The sequence below is a fragment of the Curtobacterium sp. 1544 genome, from assembly GCF_040544915.1.
In the GTDB taxonomy this organism is placed as follows: Bacteria; Actinomycetota; Actinomycetes; order Actinomycetales; family Microbacteriaceae; genus Curtobacterium; species Curtobacterium pusillum_C.
Window position 1 is genome coordinate 36,315 of record NZ_JBEPKX010000027.1, and the last position, 17,934, is coordinate 54,248.

Below are 17,934 nucleotides of genomic sequence, written 5' to 3' on the forward strand. Positions count from 1 at the left end.
CAGCAACGTGCGTTACGATGGCGACACCTCCTCCTCTCGGGGTGGCGGTACGACGAAGGCTCCCGGCTCCAACCGGGCTTCTTCTATCGGAAGCTCACGACCTGATCTGTTTGGCGACGTAGCAGGTAGTGAGAAACATGACTTGGGGCCTAGCCCCGAACCCCCGCCTCTGGCGGGGGTTTTGTCGTTAAGCGGCTGGGATCGGCAACTCCACTCGGTTAAGCCGACGGGGGTCCTCGACGAGCGGCATCGCGCCGTTTTCGGCGACGAGCGAGCGCGCTAGCGCGTCAAGGTAGTAGGCGACTGAGACGCCGCTCTCTTCAGCGGCGTCCTTGAACGCCTGGCGGGTCTCAGGAAGCACACGGCCCTGCAGAAGGACCGTAGGGGCGTTCTGCGCTCGGCTGGCGCGTCGTCCAAAGTCGCTCATAGACACACCTTGGCGGGAACATGCATGCGCGTGGTCGCCTGGGACGGCGTGTCGCGAGACTGCATGGATGTTCCTTCTCCTTGCGGGGTAGACGACTCGAGCGACTGGCGAGCACGACTCCATGGTGCTGAATGTCGCAGTCTGTCCAAAGCGCTAAGTGCCACCAAGGTACCCTATTCGTGCACCGCAGATGCCGTGGATAGAGCCGCGCCCCGGGAAAGGAAGCGTGCGATCGAGCCGTGGAACAGCTGAGGCTCGCGGTTAAGTTCCATGCCGTGCGGGCAGGGCGCGATCTCCACGAGGGTGGCTCCCGCGCCAGGCGTGGCCGCGAATCGCTTGGAGACACTGAGGGGGACATCGCGGTCGCCAGAGCTGTGGACGAGGAGGATTGGCAGCCCAGCGGGCGGCGTGGGACGCATCCAGCGCATGGGGATGGCTTTCTGGAGGCCGGCGAAGCGAGCGAGACCCGGGATCGTGAGCGTGACGGCACCCATTGACCCGAGGAACCCCGGGAAGCCTGCCTTGGACGCGCCTGCACGCAGGGCAGCGAACCAGTCGAGTGCTGGACAGACCAGGATCATGGCGTCGATCCGCTTGCGGAGGGTGGAGCGCGCGGCCGCGTGAAGAGCAATCGTCGCGCCCATCGACCACCCGACGAGCACCAGGCGCTCTGCTCCGTGGTCGACAGCGTGACGCATCGCCGCGTCCAGGTCCTGCCACTCGTCTGTGCCGAACGTCGCGGGCAGGCCGCGGCCGTCTTCGACGTCGCCGCGGTATCCGATGACGAGGGAGCTCATTCCGGCAGAGAGGGTGTCGGGTACGGCGCGGAGGATGGCTTGCCGGCCCGAGTGGATGCCGTGCACATGGATGGCCCAGGTGGTGGCGCCGTCGACGGGGAAGTACCACGCCTTCCGGGTGTCGCCGTCAGCGGTGATCGCAACCTCTTCGAAGGAGGGCGACACAGATGCTGGAGTGTCGAGGAGGTATCCGCTCCAGACAAGCTTGTCGTCCGCTGCCGGGAGGATCTCGGGTTCACCCAGGATCGTCCGGCGGACGTGACGGCCGTCGTCGTCGAGCACGTCGCCGACGAGGATGCTGTCCTGACCGTCGTGGAAGTACACGCGGTACTCACCAGGGCACCGAGTCTGCTCGTCCGATGGGACGGTGATGCTGGCGGAGTCGACGTCGACGACGGTGACGGTTCGTTTCGGCCGCGGGTGAATCGCCTTCTTCGCGACCACCACGCCCGCGGCAGTCGCCGCCGCGATGACTGTCAGGGCCGCCCCTGCTGCTACACCGATAACGCCCATGCCGTAACTCCCTTCGCGAGCCGTTCGTCTACTCGCTGCAAGTAACGCTGCTCTTGTTCTGTGACCTCGAGGCGACCGGCGACGATTTTGTCGCGGAGCTCGATGTACCGCTGCGCTGCGACAACTTCAGCGCTGCCCCGGAGGCGCAACGACAGCCTGCCGGCGCTCTGGTCGCGGGCTGACATGACGAGCAGGCGGAGCGAGATCACACGCCACCCGAGGACGGTGATGAGCCGGCGCAGGGTCCGCCATCCGTGTGCGACACCAATGGCGACGATGCCGGGGTAGAAGAGGCTGTTGAACACGACGAGCATCGCCCGCGAGAAGGGGGTTTGCTGTCCGTCGATGAACACTCTGGTGACGTCGACGAGCTCGGCGATGATCGCGAGTACCACGAGCGCAAAGCCGATGATGAACAGGATGTTCGCACCGCGGGGCTGGGGCAGGAGCACGCCGATGGAGTCGGCGGCGAACCACCCCATCGCAACCATGTAGATGACGATGTGCACCCACGTGGCCGGGTACTGCAGGTGCTCGTGGATGTAGGTGGTCGGCTCCCCGTTGTGATCGGGGATCGCGACGAAGGTGGCCGTCTCCGCGACGAGCACGGCGATCAGGATGGGCAGGCGCGATCGGGCTTCCGAGCCAGCGTGAGCGCGTGTGGCGTCGCGCAGGAACCAGAACGCTGCAGTCGCTGCGAGTACCTGAATCAGATCGATCGCGTTGACGTCACCCAAGAGCGCATCGATGTGCTCGACGGGCCAGACGACGCCCACCGTGGCGATGCCGACGACGGCCAGCGCTGCGGCGAGGAACGCCGGACGTCGCGCTGCGTTACCGATCGCATTGACGCGGAGGAGCAGGAGTCCAACGGCAGCCCAGAACGCAGCTGGGATCACGCGAAGGCTGCCTCGCTTGCAGACAGCGTGGACTTCTGGAGGCGTTCGAGCAGGAGCATCGCCCCGCGCTCCGCCACGAGCTCCTCGACGTCAACAGCGTCAGCGTCCTCGAGCGAGGTCCGCACCGGAACGCGTGCCCGCGCCGCGGTGATCTCTGCGGTCACGCCGGCATAGCCCCGCTCCATCACCTCGACGGGCACGTGGCACCCTCCATGTCCCGCGGCGATGTGCATGAACTCGTGCAGGATCACGAACAGCTGGTAGAGGCGGGGGTCGTCAGGGTGGAAGTACACCCGTCCGGCGTCTGCAGTGTCGAGGTACAAGCCCGTCACGCTCGCGGGGTGGTCACGCGGAGGAAGTGAGTTCAGCGGATCGATGATGAGTGGCTTACCGAGCCAGGTGGCCATGGCCGTTCGCAGCGCCTCAAAGGTGAGCGGGCCGGCGGGCAGGGACAGCCTGGCGATGGCGTCCTCAGCAAGCTGAGTGGTGAGTCGTTGCGTTCGGATCTTCTTCATTCGGTACCTCCCCGCTCGTTCGGCGCCGCGGCGCGGATCGCTTCGGCGATCGCCAGGAGCTCGGCCGGGGACGCTGCGTTGACCGAGCGAGCTGCGATCCCCACACCAGTCTCTGCCAAGGCGATTTCCACTTCCAGCCGTGCGTCGACGAGATCGACGACACCAGGGAGTGCGATGCGCAGCAGGTACTCCGGCGGCACATCGAAGAAGTCCGCGATCGCGCGGAGGTCATCGCTGGTGACGTCCGTCGGTTCGCCAGCGAGGAGGCGTTCCCAGTCGGCACCGGCGAGGAGCCGTCCGCGCTTCGCCAATGCTGCGCGAATCGCGCGGTCGAGCGGGGGTGCGGGGGTGCGAGCGACGTGCAGGGCGACAAGCTTCCGCAGCCGGTAGCCGAGGAGTGCCGGTTCGAGGCGTTCGTCCCGAGGAGCGTGCAGCCGCTCCATCTCGGTGATGGCCGGTTCCAGGAGCTCGCCGACTGAGACACCGAGCGCTTCCGCGATCGTCTGCACGTCATTCGTGTTGAAGGAGGTCTCGCCGCGGGTGCGCTTGTAGTAGTAGCCGCGGCTGAATCCAGCCTGCGCGATGAGGGCAGGCGTCGTGATGCCTCGGCGGATGCGGAGGTCGTCGACCGCGTCGACGAACGCCCTCGAGAACTCGTTTGGTTCGCCGCTGCCCTGTCTACCCACGCGACGACCCTATTGGCGCACTGCGGAAACTCCAGACGCCTCATTTGGAGCACATCGCAACACGCCTCGCCCTAAATAGGGCATACTGGCGGAACGGTACTTCTACCCCAGCAGAAGGGACACGATGGATATGGGGTCTAGCCCGATTCGTGCTTCCCGTCCATGCTCGCGGACCGGGCTTTCTGACGGCTCTGGTTCCGCGTCCGTCGTCGGCAACGGCGACGACGGTCAGGTGCAGACGCGTCGACCCCTCGCGCGCCTGCACCTGGCCCACCACCCACGCGCAACCATCGTGCGGAAGGTTCTCGTGGCTGCAGTGGCCGCGGTCGTCGTTGGTACCTGCATCACGGTCGCCGTGGCGGCTCGTCCGACCGAGCAGTTTTCTGCACCGACCGCGTCGCCGAGCACGGCGGTGTCGATCCCGGTGCGTCCCGGTCCGTTCCGCGCTCTGACCGCCGACCAGGTGGCCTCCCTGCCGGAGGCCCGGTACGACGCGGTGATCCCGGGCCTGATCCGGTACGCCAGCACGAACACCACGGCGCTGACTCGTTCGGCGACGCTCACGAAGGACGTCGCCCTCTACGGCGCCGCGCAGAAAAGTGCAGTGGCGCACCTTTCTGCCACGAACTTCCTCGGCGACCCGACGACCGTCGTCCCGGTCCGGACGGACGGCGCGTGGACCTTGGTCCTGACACCGGCACGTCAGCAGCTGCCCTCGAGCACGAACGGTGACGCTGCAGCGCAGACCGCCGCGTGGGTCCGCACGGACGCCCTCACCGCAGGGGAGGCCCTGCCGTCCCGGGTGGTCGTGTCCGTCAGCGAGCAGACGCTCAGCATCGTCACCGGCAAGGACGTCGCCACCTACCAGGTGGGTGTCGGCACGAAGACAACCCCGACGCCGACCGGTGTCACCGGGTACCTGCAGGCCCGCTACCTCGACCCGAAGCAGGGGCAGAGCGTCCACCCGATCGAGCTGACGTCGCTGCACTCCGCAGCGAAGGACGAGCCGTTCGGCGGCTCGGACGGCGGGCTGATCGGGGTGCACTTCAACACCACCAGCTCCGGTGCGGTCTCGCACGGATGCATCCGGCTCACCGCCGAAGCGATCACGGCAGTCAACCGACTGCCGCTGGGTACTCCGATCACGATCACGAAGTGAGAGCACGATGACGGACACCACACACGACTCCGCTGACGTCGACGAGCGTCCCGCCGTCACCTGCCCGTTCTGCACCGAGGCAGTGCCGCAGGCCACGTTCTGCATGCGCTGCGGCCGTCAGATCGGCCAGCTCGACCTGACGAAGATCTTCACCTCATCCGAGCGGGCCGCCGGTTACGCCGAGGTCGACCAGCGCACACCGCTGGCCCGCACCGGGGACATCGACAGCGCTGTGCTCGACGAGCCCGAGGTGGAGCACGAAGAGCCCGTGGGTGAGACGGATGCGCGCCCGACGCTCCGCGTGCTGTTCGGTGGCCTGTTCGGCCGCGGCGCCCGCCCGACCGACGCCGCCGCCGATGCGCCAGCCGTCGAGGGGGAGGCTGCCTCTAGCGCAGAGGACGAGAACCCGAGCCTGCGGACCTTGTTCGCCAGCTGGTTCCACCGCGCACCGGTGGACCCCTCGGCCGAGAAGGACGAGCAAGGCGGCGTGAACGTTGCCCCGCTTCTCGACGAGAGTCACCGCCGGTGGGTCTGGGTTGCGGCTTTCGTCGTCGTCGTGGTGGGCACAGCAGCCTTGTTCGTGGCCGGCAGCGGACACGAGGATCAGCAGAGCTCGACGGCGCAAGTCGCCTCGACTCCCGCGACGACGCTGCCTGGGTGGGCGAAGAAGCCCACGTGGGCGAAGAGCGGCGCGGTTGGCGCGGTCGGCGTGACCAGCGACGGGAACTACGTCGGCTACGCCCACGGGCGCACGGTCACCGTCCTGCACGCCGGTTCCGGCCGCACCGCGGCCACGCTGACCCTGCCCGGGAAGGCCGTCGGCGGCGTGTCCGCCGTGACCGTCGACGGCAAGCCTGCACTCGCGGCCGCGTCCAAGACGGCCGTGACCGTCTGGGGCGCTGGGAAGCTGCAGCTCGAGGCGGGGATCCCGACTGGCGGCGAGTTCCAGGTGCGCGCCGGCGTGCCGTTCGTGACCACCGACACCACCGCGGCGATGCTCACCGGCCACGGCGCCGTCCCGGTCACGTTCCCGCGACCGGGAGCGCTCATCATGGGCGGCACCGCGAACGGACAGGTGCTGTGGGCCTCCGCTCGAGGTGAAGTCCTCACCGCGGTCACGAACGGCACCGTCACCCGCACCGCGAAGCTCGCTGCCCCGAAGAACGCGACGGAGATCTCCTCGTGGGTCGTCGCCACCAACAGCACGGTGTGGGTGCGGTGGAAGACCCGCGAGCAGGGTTCCGTGCTCGCCGCCCACGACGTCCGCGACGGTAAGGCCATCAGCAGCACCGGCACCAGTTCCGATGAGCCGGTCGCGGCCAGCCAGGACGGGAAGACGCTCCTGGTGCAGGGGACCGCGTTCACGGCCGCCGGAAAGACCGTCGCCGTGCCGAAGGGGTTCGTCGCTGACGGGTTCGTGGGCAACCACCTCTACGGCGCCGACCAGGACGGCACGACCGCGTACGTCGCCGGCGACGCCGTCCGCACCGGTCCTGCACCGACCGTCGTCCCGGTCGCCGAGACCGGATCCGGCGACCTCATCGCCGTCACCGACGGCCGCATCAGCACCTACGCCACCGCCGACCAGACCACGAAGCAGTAAGGACTCCCATGCACACCCGCACCCGCATCGCGCTCACCACCGCCGCGATCGCCACCATGACGCTCGGCCCCGCCGCCGTCAGCCACGCCGACACCGCTGCACCGGACGCCTCGAACGCCGTCGACGTCCCGGTCGACCCCACCCAGCCGGTCGACCCCACACTGCCCGGAGACCCGACCGTGCCGGTGGACCCGATCCCGGTTCCGACCGACCCGACGGACCCGATCCCGGACCCGTCGGAGCCCGCCCCGGTGGACCCGGCGCCAGTCGACCCGGATCCTGCACCGGCGGATCCCGGCACGGACCCCACGCAGCCCACCGACCCGGGCACGCCGGCACCCGAACAGCCGAGCGACCCCGCACCCGCACCCGAACCCGCGCAGCCAACGCCGACTCCGGCCCCGGCCCCCGCGCCGACGTCGACGCCGTCTGCTGGCGCAAGTTCGCCGGCCCCGGCGCCTCGCTCCACCGGAGCATCCCAGACCCGTGGCACCAGCAACAGCGCCACAACTCCCCGGCACACCACTGACCCCGGAACGACCCTCCCGGTCGTCGCCGGCTAACCGAAAGGCCAACTCATGAGCGCACTCCTCGCCCCGGTCATCAACATGACCACCAGCGCCGTCATCGCCACCCACACCCCGTCGCACGTGGTCGCCGGCAACGCCGACATCAACCCGTTCGACGGCGTCAAGCCGAACTCGTCCTGGCTCGGCGACAACTTCACCACTCAGTGGAAGCTCTTTCTCGGCGGGCTCTGGTTCCTGCTGATCCTGTTCTGCGCCTTCCACCTCCTCAAGGCCGTCGCCTCACTGCGCCACTTCAAGAACGCGAAGATGCCGCAGAAGGCCGAGGCCGCCAAGGGCGCCGTGATCGGCACGTCCGTGATGACTGGTGCCGCGGTGATCGTGCCGGCAATCTTCGGGTTCTTCCTCACCGCCGTCAACGGCTGATCTGTTCACACCAGCGAGGGGAATCGCACATGAGCAAGCAGACCGCATCCCAGCCCCGGCGTCGCCGCCGGTGGTGGCTGATCCCAGTGGGAATCATCGCGGCGATCGCACTCGTCGCGGCCGGCGTCACCATCGCGAACCTCGCCTCGCCGAACACCACCCGCACCCCGGCCGGGGCAGCCTCCGAGGCCCCCACCGGCACCGGGAGCGCCGCCCCGGTCCAGGGCGTCGACTACGCCTCTGGCTGTGTCACCGGCCCGGACATCACATCGAAGGACCTACTCGAGCTCCGCGAGAAGAAGCAGTTCACCCCGGCCGGGGCGGCGGAGTTCCTCGGCGCATTCATGCAGCTCTACAGCGCCGCGGATCCCGACCGACGCCCCAACCTGCGGGAGACCGTCAACGACGTCACGGACGGCACCGCGCACTCGATGCTCGCCGCGTCTGATCTGTCGAAGTCGGGCTACGACGACGGGCAGACGCACGGCGTCGACCTGTCTGGGTCGGCGTACCTCGTCCGTGACAGCACGGACACCACCGTCACCATCGCGTTCGCCGGCCTCACTACGACGAACGGCAAACCTGACCCCGCCGAGGACAGCGCCTCCCAGTACCAGTACACGGGCGGCACCTTCACCCTCACCACCAGCGCGCAGGGCTGGGTCATCTCCGACGCCGACCCCTCTCCTGGCTGGGACGAGGGTCTGACGTCCGGCACCAAGTACAAGGAGGGCTGCTGATGGCATGCCAAGCAGGAGCGATCGTCTGCGGGGGCGGTGACGCAATCGCCACGGGCTTGTCGTGGATCTCTGGCGTCTTCGCCAAGGGCAAGGGCGCCGTCGAGGGCGTGAAGAAGGGCATCGAGTTCGCCCAGGACCCGCTCGGGTTCATCACGCAGCAGATGCAGGACGCCGTGCACGCCGTCGCCGGCGTGCTGATCCCATGGCTGCTCAGCGCCCTGCACCCGAACTACGACGCGCAGTGGTGGCTGAAGTCCTATGCCATGTCGTTCTCGGTGTCGATGTTCGTGCTCGCCGTGCAGCTGCTCATCATCATCGGGCGCCGTCGGAAGGGATCGCTGGGTCCGAAGGAGATGCTCGAGTCGATCTTCATCGCCGCACCCGCGTTCCTCATCGGCGCCGCGTTCGGTCCGGTGGTCGGCATCGCGCTGACGAAGCTCTTCACCGCAGCCGGTGACGCGATCGCCGCCTGGGCGGTGAACTCCACCACCCAAGAGTTCTTCACCAAGATCGCCGAACTCGCCGCAGCCGACGACGCCGGAGCGCTTCTGAACTCGGCGATCGTGTCGATAGTCGTCCTCGGGACCCTGTTCCTGAGCCTGCTCGGCGTGGCGTTCATCTTCATCATCCAGCTCGCCACCCAGTACCTCGTCGGCGCGGTACTGCCGCTCGGGTTCGTGTGGATCGTGAACCCGGACACCCGGAAGCTCGGCAAAGCAGTCCCCATTATCTGGGTCGTCATCGGACTCACCCAGGTCGCCCTGATCCTCCTCGTCGGCCTGGCGTTCCGCGCCATCAACGGCATCTCGATCACCGCTGACCCGGGCACCCTCGGCAAGCTCGTCAACCCGATCCAGACGTTCGTGAACCTCGCGGTGCCGGCGGTCATCTCCTTCATCGTCGTGTTCGCGCCGCTATCGATGCTGAAGTTCATCCCTCGCCCTGGCGGCGGAGCGGGCACGTCCCGCACAAGCGGGTTCACCCCGCCACAAGTGGCCCCACAGATCCCGAACACCCCATCCCACGCCCCGCAGACGGCACACCAGACCGCGGCCTCACAGCCGACCGGCCAGGGCGGCGGCTACCAGTGGAACCTCCCGACCGCTCCGGCTCAGGTCGGGTACGGCGGCCAGGCATCCCAGGTGGGTGCGGCCGGGAACGCCGCAGCAGGCGGTGGCGGCGGTGGCGCGGCCAACGTGACCGCGTCCGCGGCGAGCACGGCTGGCAAGCACGCCGCCGGCGCAGCCGGTGCTGCAGGGAAGGCCGGAGCCGCCGGCGCTGGTGCCGGCGCTGGGGCTGGTGCCGCTGCCGGCGCTGGCGCTGCTGGTGGAGCGGGAGCCGCGGGCACGGCGGGCACAGCGTCGACCGGTGTCGGCGCGCCTCTGGCCGTCGGGATGCTGCTGGCCAACTCGGCGCTCAAGGTCGCGCAGCAGGCCTCCCAGGCCGCGTCGACGGCCGCTGAGCAGGCCGTCGAGCACGGCACCCACCAGGAGGCATGAGCATGCGCACCTCGATCATTGGCGGGGACAGCGCTCACCGTGGCCTGTTCGGCGGACGGATCTCCAAGCCTCGGCTCTGGGCGCTCGGATCGAGCGTCGTCCTGACGCTCGTGCTCGTGTTCGTGATCGGGCTCTGGGCGCTGCTGATCGGCGTGGTCCTCATCGGGGCCGCGTGGTTCGCGACGATCGACACCGCGAACAACACCATCCTGCGGCGCCGGATGAAGGATGCCCGGTGGAAGGAGCGCCTCCGGCGCGGGACGACGAAGTTCGTCCCGTACGACCAGGACGGTTGGGACATGCTCACCGACCGGTGGGCAGAGGCGAGCACCCGCGAGGAGAAGCGGGAGTCCATGCAGGAGCTCCACGCGATGCGGGACACCCCGGACGGCGTCAGCGGGATGGTGTGGCTGCAGGACGGTGTCGGCGAACCGGGCATCCAGTGGCACCAGACCCCGGAAGGGGAGGAGTACCTCGCGGTCACATTCACCACGACCGGGCAGGTCACCGGCATCGAGACCGACCAGGTGTTCGACGTCGCCTCCGCCGGCTTCTCCGCCGTCGTTGCGTCGCTCGGCGACCCACTCGGGTTCGCCAAGCGCATCCAGACCATCAGCCGCAACATGCCCACGGACTCCGCGCAGCACGAAGCGTGGATGGCGGAGAACGGCGACAACAGCGTCCCCGCGGTGCTGCTGCACTCCTACAAGGACGTCGTCGACGGCGTCGCCGCCGCTGCAGTCGACGTCGACGCCGCCCGCTCCGAGCCAACCACGGCCCCTCCGATGGCCTGCGCAGCGCAGCGGAGACAGGGCGCACGCGCGCAGCGCGCATCTCCCCCCCACCCGCACCCTGTGGTCCGCGCTGTCGGAGCGATCGGTGAGGATGGATCCATGACCACCGTCCGCGGCACGATCCGCTCCACGGACACCATCACCGCTGACGGCCACGCAGACGACCAGAGCACCGCCCGTGCCCGCGCCGTCGACGGCCTGGAGCTCGCCGGGTACGTCGTCATGCAGACGAACACGGTGAGCTCCACCGCGGCCGGGAACATCACCGTCCGTGCCGTCGCCCGATCGACCGAGATCCAGCCGTCGGGGGCCGAACTACGACGCCGCCCTGAAGGCCTACCTGCAGTCGGTCCCCGACGGCTGGATCAGCCTCGGCACCACCGTCGACGCCTGACGCCGACGAGAGACGAGACGGCATGGCAATCCACCCAGCGATCGTGCTCACCTGCGATGGGCACCAGTGCAGCGCAAGAATCGCCCTGATCGGCCCCAACGCGGTGAGCTACCACGGTGCGCGAGGCTACGCGGAATCGTACGGGTGGGACTGCTCAGCAGACGACGTCGACTGGTGCCCCGCCTGTCGCGCAGCGCAGGCAGCGCTCGGCTCCTAGCCAGCCGCAGCGATCAACGGTGACGTCGCTCGTCCTGCACCAGACCGATCAGCACGAGCGTGCACTGCAGCGCAGCCTCCGTCTCCCAGAACCCAGCTCCGGAGTAATCGAGGACGTTCAACTGCTTGATCGCACGGCGTCGCTCGGCGGAGAGCTCGTCGACGGTGAGCCACTGGGCCTCCCCCCCCCCCCCCGTTGCCAGAGTCTTGAATCACGACCCAGAGTGGCCCCGGTGGAATCACCGGGGCCACTCTGGGTCGAGTCAGCTCGCGCTCGTCGAGCCGACCTGCTGCGCCGCTCGGGTACGCCTTGTCGCGAGTCGGATGCCGCCAAGCACCGCAAGTGTGACCAGCGACAGCGCGAAGAGATACGGCGCGGAGAAGCCGACGACCGCGGGCCACACGGGCTCCGGCCCGTCCAAGCTGCTCCATTCCTGTCCGAGAGCACGGCCGAGCGTCGCCCAGCCAACAGCCACCAGGAACGCGACCACGCTGACCGCGAGCATGATCCACGCGATACGAGTTGCGAGCTTCATTCGAGCCTCCTACTTAGTGCGGTTGCATCGATCGATGGGATTGGCGATGGCCCCCCACGCCAGCGCTGGCTGCCACGACTCCATGTTGTAGACACCGCTCGGGAAGTATGCGCCGACAACATGGCAGACGAACTGCTGCTCGATGTTCCAGTTCCAATACTTCTTCGTCTTGGTAGAGCCGAGCAGGTTCTTCACGTGCTGCACATGGTACTTGTGCGTGGTCCAGGCGATCTGCTGACGGCCGAGCGAGGTCGGGTCTGCGTTGACGATGTAGCCCTTCTTCGCGGTTCCCACCCAAGCACGCTTGTACCAAACGGTGCTCGCAGCAGCGCGCACCTGCACGGGGAACGCCACAGCTCCCGGCTCGGCGTCGAGTTGCTGGACCACCTCAGTTCCTTCGACGTGCACACTGGTCGCCACGCTCTTGCCGTTCGCGTCGACGGCGTCGACCGAAGCGACGCCGCCCGCGAGCTCTCCCTCCGGCGTGGTGAAGATGACCGACGCCACTCCGTCGTCATTCGGCACAGTGGTCGCCGACACTCCGGCGGGGAGCTCTACCGAGTACGAGACTCGAGAGTCCTCTTCCGAGGTGATCGTGTTGGTGATTGAGACACCGGCGCCGTCGTCTACAACAGCGACAGACGGCGCTCCCCCGGAGTCCGACGTGTCGATCCCGAGCGACTGCGCGTCATTCGAAAGCTCAATGTGTCCGGCTGAAACCAGCACCGACGGCTGGCTCTCCGCGTCCATCGGTGCTGCTTGCGCCCCGACTGACCCCCCGATGACCAACATCAGGCAAGTTGCGCCTGCAGCAGCGGATGTGATGAAACGAGCATGCTTGTGCATGGCCCCCCCTATATCTGTGTTTTCACACAGAGTAGTAGGTGCCGAGTCCAGGTCAATAGTGACCTTGGTCGCAGGGCGGTAGCTCGCCAGCCGACAAGCCGGTGAGATCGATACCTCAGCGAGGCTGGTCGCTACGGAACTTCTCCGCGTCGGCGTAGTGCCCGCCGACGATGCGGTCAGCCATCCGCCTGGCCTCCGCTTCGTTTTCGTACCCCTGCCCACCGTCAGTTGCGATCACTCTGTCGTCAACGGTGAGACGCCATGCCCACTTGCCGTCGGCCCGCTTGTACACCAGTCGCTTTACCACAGCTGCCTCCCCACATCGAGTGGGCCTCACCTTATCGAAATCCGCGCGATCTCTACCTGGTCCGCTGTCTCGATAGACGAGCGTCTATCGAGACGCGTTCTTGCTGGAGTGATCGCGTACAGTCCCGAGGGAGCTGGCACCCGCCCCAACACGGGCGGGCACCAGCGCGACAATGCCGACCCGAAACGGCTGTCAGCGCAACGCCCGGCGACAGGGATTGCCGAGCGCTCCTCCATGAGGGGGACCGCGGTAAACGGTGCCGCTAACGCAACTCCGGCACTAGATTTCCGCTTCAGCTGAGGTCAGGTGCTGCGTGTGGCGGTGATGACGATGTTGTCGATCGAGGGGCCCCCCTGAGGCCGTTGCAGACACGTGATGACGACGAGCTGGTTGCGGCCGGCGGACCAGATCTTGCTTGACGGCAGCTGCGTCTTCGTGACCGCTTCCGTCCCAGTGACGGTGTAGGTGACGTCGTCGACAGTGATTGTGGCGCCCTTGCGGATCTTCGCTCGCTCCTTGTCGACGTCGATGAGCGCGTTCCCGGGCCCGATGGCGCCGTTTCGGAGTGAGTGCATCACAACGTACACCGCACCGAGGCCCGCCCGGGATGGGTCGACACCGTAGTTGCGGATCAGATACGCAGACGTGAACCCCGGCGGGGTAACGACGCCGTCGGTGGCGTCCAACGCGCCCAGCGGCACGTTCAGGTTCACGCTCTTCGCCACGAACCGGCCGTGTCCTGATGGGACGGCGGATGCTCTCGGGTTTGGGGTGGCGTCCGGGTCGTACTGCACCGGGTTGCCACGCAAATCCTTTGGCGCATCCGTTCGGGTGAAGGCGCCAGTCGCGCCCAGGACCCCGAGGACGATCGCTGCCACCGCGGCCACGCCGATAACGAGGAACCACCACCGACGCCGTTTCGGCTTGGATGCAATCACCGCGTCAATGTCGGCCATGCGCTGGCTCCTTCGTATCGGTCAGTGTTGTGACGCACGTGTTGGCAGGGATCATGATTGCGCTGCAATTTGGACAGTCGTTGCCGGCCCAACACGGCTGCCGGTGGACGCGTGGACGGTGGCCGTGTGCGGGTCGTCTGGGGCCGTGTTCTGCAGGGTAACGGTGGTACGGCCGTCCGTGTCGGTGCGGACGGTGCCGGCCGTAGCACCGTCCCGTTCCACCGCGTACCGCGTGTCGGCTGCACCGACGACCGTGATCCTGACCGTTGTGCGGTCCACCGAGGCGAACACCTGCGGCGACTCCACGTGCACGGTTTTTGGCGCACTAGAGCCGTCATCCCCGGACGCAGTGATCGACGCGCTCCCGGCCCCAATCCGGAGCTCGGGCACACGCCACGTGCCGCCTGCATCGGCCTTGACCGTCACCGGGTTGCCGGTTCCGCAGGAAACGGTGACCGATGTTCCCGGCCGTGCCGTGCCGGTTACTAGGGGATAGAGCACACCGGCTGCGGTGTCAGCTGACGTGATCGTGGGCAGTATTGCCAGCGCTGCCGGCGATGCCGCGTCGGAGGGCGCTGCCGCGTCGGAGGGCGTTGCCGCAGAATCAGATGGCGTCGTCACCGGCAGGGTCCGCTTCGTTTCGGTGCCCGGGGTTGCTGTCGGCGGGGCGGCTGATGTTGACGACTCGGGCCCTGGAATGGCAGTGGGGGCGTTGCTCGGTGCTGCGGTCGCCGACGAAGCGCTCGGCCGCGGCTCACTCGTTGCGCCTGTCGGTGCGAGTGCGGATGGTGAGGTGGCAGGGGTTCGGATGGCAGCGTTGCCGATCGCGGCGCCGGTGACCGCGACAAGTGCGACGGCACTGGCGATCAGGAACACTCTCGCCCGCCTGCCGACAGCTGCTCGGGAGCGCTCTGACGTGTCGTTGTGATTGTGTGCAGGAGCCGCTGCCGTGGCCGCGACTGCGGGGGGCGTGTTGTGCAGGAACGCGCCGAGGCTGATGGCGCCGAGGATCCCGACAGCAAGTGGGACCAGGGTCGGGGTGAAGTGGTTGCTCGTCTCAACTGCTTCCGCAGCGATCGCCGTGCACGCAGCGCACCCCGCGAGGTGTGCGTCGAATTTTGTTTTCGCTCGGGTGCGGAGTTTCCCGCGGGCGTTCTGCCCGATCTGCTGCAGCACCCATTGATGCTCCGACCCCAATGCGGAGGTGTCGATGTGGGCCTGGATCCAGGCTTGCCGGAGGCCTTCCCGGGCGCGGAGGGCAAGCATGCCGACGCCACTGACCGTCATCCCCAATCGTTCAGCGACGTCAGCGGAGGGGAGCCCGTCAACTTCGGTGAACCAGAGCACTTCCTGCCATCGTTCTGGCAATGTGCGGAATGCTCGGACGGTGAGGTTCGCGTCGACCTCGGCGAGGACGGCCATGTCTGTGGCTCGGGGGTCAGGGATGTCGTCGGCGTCCTCGAGACGGCCGTCGCGGCGTTGCTTCGCCCAGCTGATCGCGAGGTTCCTAATCGTGACCAGCAAGTACGGACGGAACGGCCCAGTCGGGCCCTTCCCGGCGAGGACCGCGGTGTAGATCTTCACGTACGCTTCCGCGACGAGATCGTCAGCGTCGAAGGATCGCGTCGTCGCGGCCGCGAACCGGCGCCCCGCCGCAGCGTGCCGCTCCCACAACGTCCCGAACGCGTCCCGATCCCCGGTTCGGGCCGCTGCGACTAGCGCCTGATCCGGCAGCTCAGCAATCCCCGACGGCTCGGCGGGTTTGGGAGTTGACGATGCGTCGGCCAACGCGTGAGCTCCTTTCCGTGCTGCCCACTAGGCAGTGAATGATCATGACTTTTCAGGAGTGACAGTGGTGCGATGTCGCCGTTCTGGTCGTTGGAAGCGGTCCACCCATTGTTCGTAACTGTGCGTCTGACCGATCGGGCAATCGCACCACAACTGGATTAGGTCCCCCGTCGCGACCGCGTAGAACACTTCCACGTGCCGCACCACTGCTGGCGCCGTCACGAACCGGCTCCGGTGAAGAGGCCGGCGATGAACCGATCGATACCGACCACGAGCAGCATCATCAGCCCAGTCGCGAAACCCGTCCCGGCCAGCAGGAACAGGATTGCTGCGCCACCGCGGCTGCGGCTGCGGCTGCGGCTGCGGCTGCGGCTGCGGCTGCGGACGGTCATGATGTCGCTCCCAGAAGCCAGCAGGTGCCGCCGACGCACAGCACCGCCCCGAGCACCATGAGCACCGGCGCCCATGCCACCATGTCATCGGCAAGCTCCGGCCCGTCTCCGTCCCACCACGCATCTCGCATCCCGCATCAGTTCCTTCCCACGCCGTCCCAAGTGATGAAGGAAGGTGCCACCCGACCCAGGGGTGGCACCTGCAGCGCAGCGTCTCTTCACCTGCTGCACCGCCGCACGTTCCCGAAACCCTCGCGCGCCTTCATAGGGAGGACCTCAGCCACGGTCGGTCCTAACGCAGGTCGGACCGCGATCATCGGGTCGGTTCGTCGAGCACTCGGAACGCGGCGAGGCCGCTGCCGGATGTACACCCGGCAACGGCCTCACGTTTTTCATTTCTCCGGAGCCGGACCTAAACCCGAGCGGTCCGTCGGCGAAGCCAGATCACGGCGCTGCCGAGGAGCGCAGCGATTCCGAGCCCGCTCAGCGCCATCCACCCGCCGCCCCAGACAGGGGTTGCTGTGGCGGTGCCGCCGGTGTGGACGGCGAACCCGGGCGGCACGTCCGTGGTCGTCGTGCACGACCCTGCGGTGGCGCACTCGCCGCCGGGGCCGGTCGGGACGACCGCGTTGATGACCTTCCGGTCACCGGTGTCGGGGGTGTTCACAGTCGCGGAGTACGTCACCGTCACCACGCCGCCGACCGCGAGCGGCCCGGACCAGGTCAGGTTCGGCCGCTCGTACGCGGTCGTACCTGCGGTGGCCTTGACGTCACCGTTGTAGGTGGCGTCGTCCAGGACCTGAATCAGGTTGTCCTGGAACGATGCCGGACGTGCCGTCGTGTAGGCGGTCTTGCCAGTGTTCGTCACGGTCACCGTGTAGGTGATCGTGGATCCCTGGGTTGCGGTGTCGGTCGAGGCCTTCTTCGTCACCGTGTACGAACCAGCCGGCACAACGCTTCGGCAGTTCGGGTCAGCACTGTCGGCCGGGCACGTGGACCCGGGGACGGTGGAGACCACGGCGTTGTCGAGGACCTTGTCACCGGTGTCCGGGTTGTTGACCGTCACCGAGTACGTGACCGTCACCGTCCCGCCCACCGCGACCGGACCCGACCAGGACAGCGTCGGAGCGTCGTAGGAGGTGGTGCCGGCCGTGGCGGAGGCGTTGCGGTTGTAGGTGGCGTCGTCGAGGACCTCGGTCAGGTCATCGGTGAACGTCGCCGGCGATGCGTTCGTGTACGCGACCTTGCCGGTGTTCTTGACGGTGATCGTGTACTTGACCTCGTCGCCGGGGATCACCTTGTTGGTGTCCGCGACCTTCGTGAACGTGATCGACTGCACCGGAGTGGTCGTTGTGCATCCATCAGCAGTCGCACAATCACCGCCGGGCCCTGTCGGGTCAACTGCGTTCGTGAGGACGTGGTCCCCCGTGTCCGGGTCATTCACCGTCACCGTGTAGGTCACCGTCACCGTCCCACCGATAGCGAGCGGTCCCGTCCACGTCAGCGCCGGCCGGTCGTAGCTCACCACGCCCGGATCAGCTCCGCCGCTGGCGCTGACGGTCGCGCTGTTGAACGTCGCGTCATCGACCACCTTCGACAGATCATCGGCGAACGATGCCGGCGCGTCCATCGTGTAGGCGGCGGTTCCGGTGTTCTTCACCGTCACCGTGTAGGTCAGCGTTGCGCCAGGCGTGACGGTTGCAGCAGAAGCTTCCTTCTGCGTCGTGTACGACAGCACCGTTGTCGTCGTCGTGCACCCGCCAGCGGTCACACAGCCGCCGCCCGGACTCGTCGGGGCGACTGCATTGGTGAGGACCTTGTCGCCGGTGTCGGGGTCGTTGACCTTCACCTGGTAGGTGATGGTTTCGGTGGCACCGATCGCGAGCGGCCCGGACCAGGTCAGCGTGTCCCCGT

Annotated in this window: 17 protein-coding genes; 7 read left to right on the forward strand and 10 right to left on the reverse strand. The window is 67.6% G+C overall.

Features of this window, described 5'->3' with window-relative positions:
- Positions 1-600: 600 nt before the first annotated feature.
- From ABIC61_RS14440 to ABIC61_RS14455, 4 genes are read right to left on the reverse strand one after another with little or no spacing between them, the layout of a single operon-like run.
- Positions 601-1,737 (reverse strand): alpha/beta hydrolase, encoded by a 1,137-nt coding sequence (locus tag ABIC61_RS14440; RefSeq protein WP_354030471.1) that lies wholly within the window; start codon positions 1,735-1,737, stop codon positions 601-603.
- Positions 1,719-2,636, reverse strand: coding sequence for a hypothetical protein (locus ABIC61_RS14445; protein ID WP_354030472.1), 918 nt, complete (start codon positions 2,634-2,636; stop codon positions 1,719-1,721). The genes ABIC61_RS14440 and ABIC61_RS14445 overlap by 19 nt, the downstream gene beginning before the upstream one ends.
- Positions 2,633-3,151 (reverse strand): hypothetical protein, encoded by a 519-nt coding sequence (locus tag ABIC61_RS14450; RefSeq protein ID WP_354030473.1) that lies wholly within the window; start codon positions 3,149-3,151, stop codon positions 2,633-2,635. Before ABIC61_RS14450 ends, ABIC61_RS14445 begins: the two co-directional genes overlap by 4 nt.
- Positions 3,148-3,837 (reverse strand): helix-turn-helix domain-containing protein, encoded by a 690-nt coding sequence (locus ABIC61_RS14455; RefSeq protein WP_132100844.1) that lies wholly within the window; start codon positions 3,835-3,837, stop codon positions 3,148-3,150. Before ABIC61_RS14455 ends, ABIC61_RS14450 begins: the two co-directional genes overlap by 4 nt.
- 307 nt (positions 3,838-4,144) lie before the next feature.
- Here ABIC61_RS14455 and ABIC61_RS14460 point away from each other — a divergent pair, with 307 nt between their 5' ends.
- Genes ABIC61_RS14460 through ABIC61_RS14490 form a run of 7 tightly spaced genes read left to right on the forward strand, consistent with a single transcriptional unit; the run spans position 4,145 to position 11,068 of the window.
- A complete protein-coding gene (locus tag ABIC61_RS14460; RefSeq protein ID WP_354030474.1) occupies positions 4,145-4,996 on the forward strand; it encodes a L,D-transpeptidase in 852 nt (283 codons plus the stop codon).
- Between the two features lie 7 nt (positions 4,997-5,003).
- A complete protein-coding gene (locus ABIC61_RS14465; RefSeq protein ID WP_354030475.1) occupies positions 5,004-6,599 on the forward strand; it encodes a hypothetical protein in 1,596 nt (531 codons plus the stop codon).
- An 8-nt stretch (positions 6,600-6,607) separates the two neighbouring features.
- Positions 6,608-7,162, forward strand: coding sequence for a hypothetical protein (locus ABIC61_RS14470; protein WP_354030476.1), 555 nt, complete (start codon positions 6,608-6,610; stop codon positions 7,160-7,162).
- 15 nt (positions 7,163-7,177) lie between these two features.
- Positions 7,178-7,552, forward strand: coding sequence for a hypothetical protein (locus ABIC61_RS14475; RefSeq protein ID WP_354030477.1), 375 nt, complete (start codon positions 7,178-7,180; stop codon positions 7,550-7,552).
- Positions 7,553-7,581: 29 nt separating this feature from the next.
- Positions 7,582-8,292 carry a hypothetical protein gene (locus ABIC61_RS14480; protein WP_354030478.1) on the forward strand — a complete coding sequence of 237 codons (711 nt, stop codon included), beginning with the start codon at positions 7,582-7,584 and terminating at the stop codon, positions 8,290-8,292.
- Positions 8,292-9,791, forward strand: coding sequence for a hypothetical protein (locus tag ABIC61_RS14485; RefSeq protein ID WP_354030479.1), 1,500 nt, complete (start codon positions 8,292-8,294; stop codon positions 9,789-9,791). The genes ABIC61_RS14480 and ABIC61_RS14485 overlap by 1 nt, the downstream gene beginning before the upstream one ends.
- Entirely contained in the window at positions 9,788-11,068 is a 1,281-nt protein-coding gene (locus ABIC61_RS14490) for a hypothetical protein (protein ID WP_354030480.1), read from the forward strand. The genes ABIC61_RS14485 and ABIC61_RS14490 overlap by 4 nt, the downstream gene beginning before the upstream one ends.
- A gap of 390 nt (positions 11,069-11,458) precedes the next feature.
- On the opposite strand, the gene ABIC61_RS14495 is transcribed toward ABIC61_RS14490, so the two are convergent.
- The 6 genes from ABIC61_RS14495 to ABIC61_RS14520 all read right to left on the reverse strand — a co-directional run.
- A complete protein-coding gene (locus ABIC61_RS14495) occupies positions 11,459-11,731 on the reverse strand; it encodes a hypothetical protein (RefSeq protein ID WP_354030481.1) in 273 nt (90 codons plus the stop codon).
- Between the two features lie 9 nt (positions 11,732-11,740).
- Positions 11,741-12,481 carry a hypothetical protein gene (locus ABIC61_RS14500; protein WP_354030482.1) on the reverse strand — a complete coding sequence of 247 codons (741 nt, stop codon included), beginning with the start codon at positions 12,479-12,481 and terminating at the stop codon, positions 11,741-11,743.
- A 705-nt stretch (positions 12,482-13,186) separates the two neighbouring features.
- Positions 13,187-13,840, reverse strand: coding sequence for a class F sortase (locus ABIC61_RS14505; protein ID WP_354030483.1), 654 nt, complete (start codon positions 13,838-13,840; stop codon positions 13,187-13,189).
- Between the two features lie 51 nt (positions 13,841-13,891).
- Positions 13,892-15,628 (reverse strand): RNA polymerase sigma factor, encoded by a 1,737-nt coding sequence (locus ABIC61_RS14510; RefSeq protein ID WP_354030484.1) that lies wholly within the window; start codon positions 15,626-15,628, stop codon positions 13,892-13,894.
- A 218-nt stretch (positions 15,629-15,846) separates the two neighbouring features.
- Positions 15,847-16,020, reverse strand: coding sequence for a hypothetical protein (locus ABIC61_RS14515; protein ID WP_354030485.1), 174 nt, complete (start codon positions 16,018-16,020; stop codon positions 15,847-15,849).
- A 412-nt stretch (positions 16,021-16,432) separates the two neighbouring features.
- On the reverse strand, positions 16,433-17,934 hold a 1,502-nt coding region (locus ABIC61_RS14520), incomplete at its 5' end, for a DUF7927 domain-containing protein (RefSeq protein ID WP_354030486.1).

Bases quoted from the DNA above. Each gene is read 5' to 3' on its own strand.
- ABIC61_RS14480 (WP_354030478.1), top strand. From the start codon at position 7,582: ATGAGCAAGCAGACCGCATCCCAGCCCCGGCGTCGCCGCCGGTGGTGG.
- ABIC61_RS14515 (WP_354030485.1), bottom strand. From the start codon at position 16,020: ATGACCGTCCGCAGCCGCAGCCGCAGCCGCAGCCGCAGCCGCAGCCGC.
- ABIC61_RS14495 (WP_354030481.1), bottom strand. From the start codon at position 11,731: ATGAAGCTCGCAACTCGTATCGCGTGGATCATGCTCGCGGTCAGCGTG.
- ABIC61_RS14465 (WP_354030475.1), top strand. From the start codon at position 5,004: ATGACGGACACCACACACGACTCCGCTGACGTCGACGAGCGTCCCGCC.
- ABIC61_RS14500 (WP_354030482.1), bottom strand. From the start codon at position 12,481: ATGGACGCGGAGAGCCAGCCGTCGGTGCTGGTTTCAGCCGGACACATT.
- ABIC61_RS14490 (WP_354030480.1), top strand. From the start codon at position 9,788: ATGAGCATGCGCACCTCGATCATTGGCGGGGACAGCGCTCACCGTGGC.
- ABIC61_RS14485 (WP_354030479.1), top strand. From the start codon at position 8,292: ATGGCATGCCAAGCAGGAGCGATCGTCTGCGGGGGCGGTGACGCAATC.
- ABIC61_RS14475 (WP_354030477.1), top strand. From the start codon at position 7,178: ATGAGCGCACTCCTCGCCCCGGTCATCAACATGACCACCAGCGCCGTC.
- ABIC61_RS14450 (WP_354030473.1), bottom strand. From the start codon at position 3,151: ATGAAGAAGATCCGAACGCAACGACTCACCACTCAGCTTGCTGAGGAC.
- ABIC61_RS14470 (WP_354030476.1), top strand. From the start codon at position 6,608: ATGCACACCCGCACCCGCATCGCGCTCACCACCGCCGCGATCGCCACC.
- ABIC61_RS14440 (WP_354030471.1), bottom strand. From the start codon at position 1,737: ATGGGCGTTATCGGTGTAGCAGCAGGGGCGGCCCTGACAGTCATCGCG.
- ABIC61_RS14505 (WP_354030483.1), bottom strand. From the start codon at position 13,840: ATGGCCGACATTGACGCGGTGATTGCATCCAAGCCGAAACGGCGTCGG.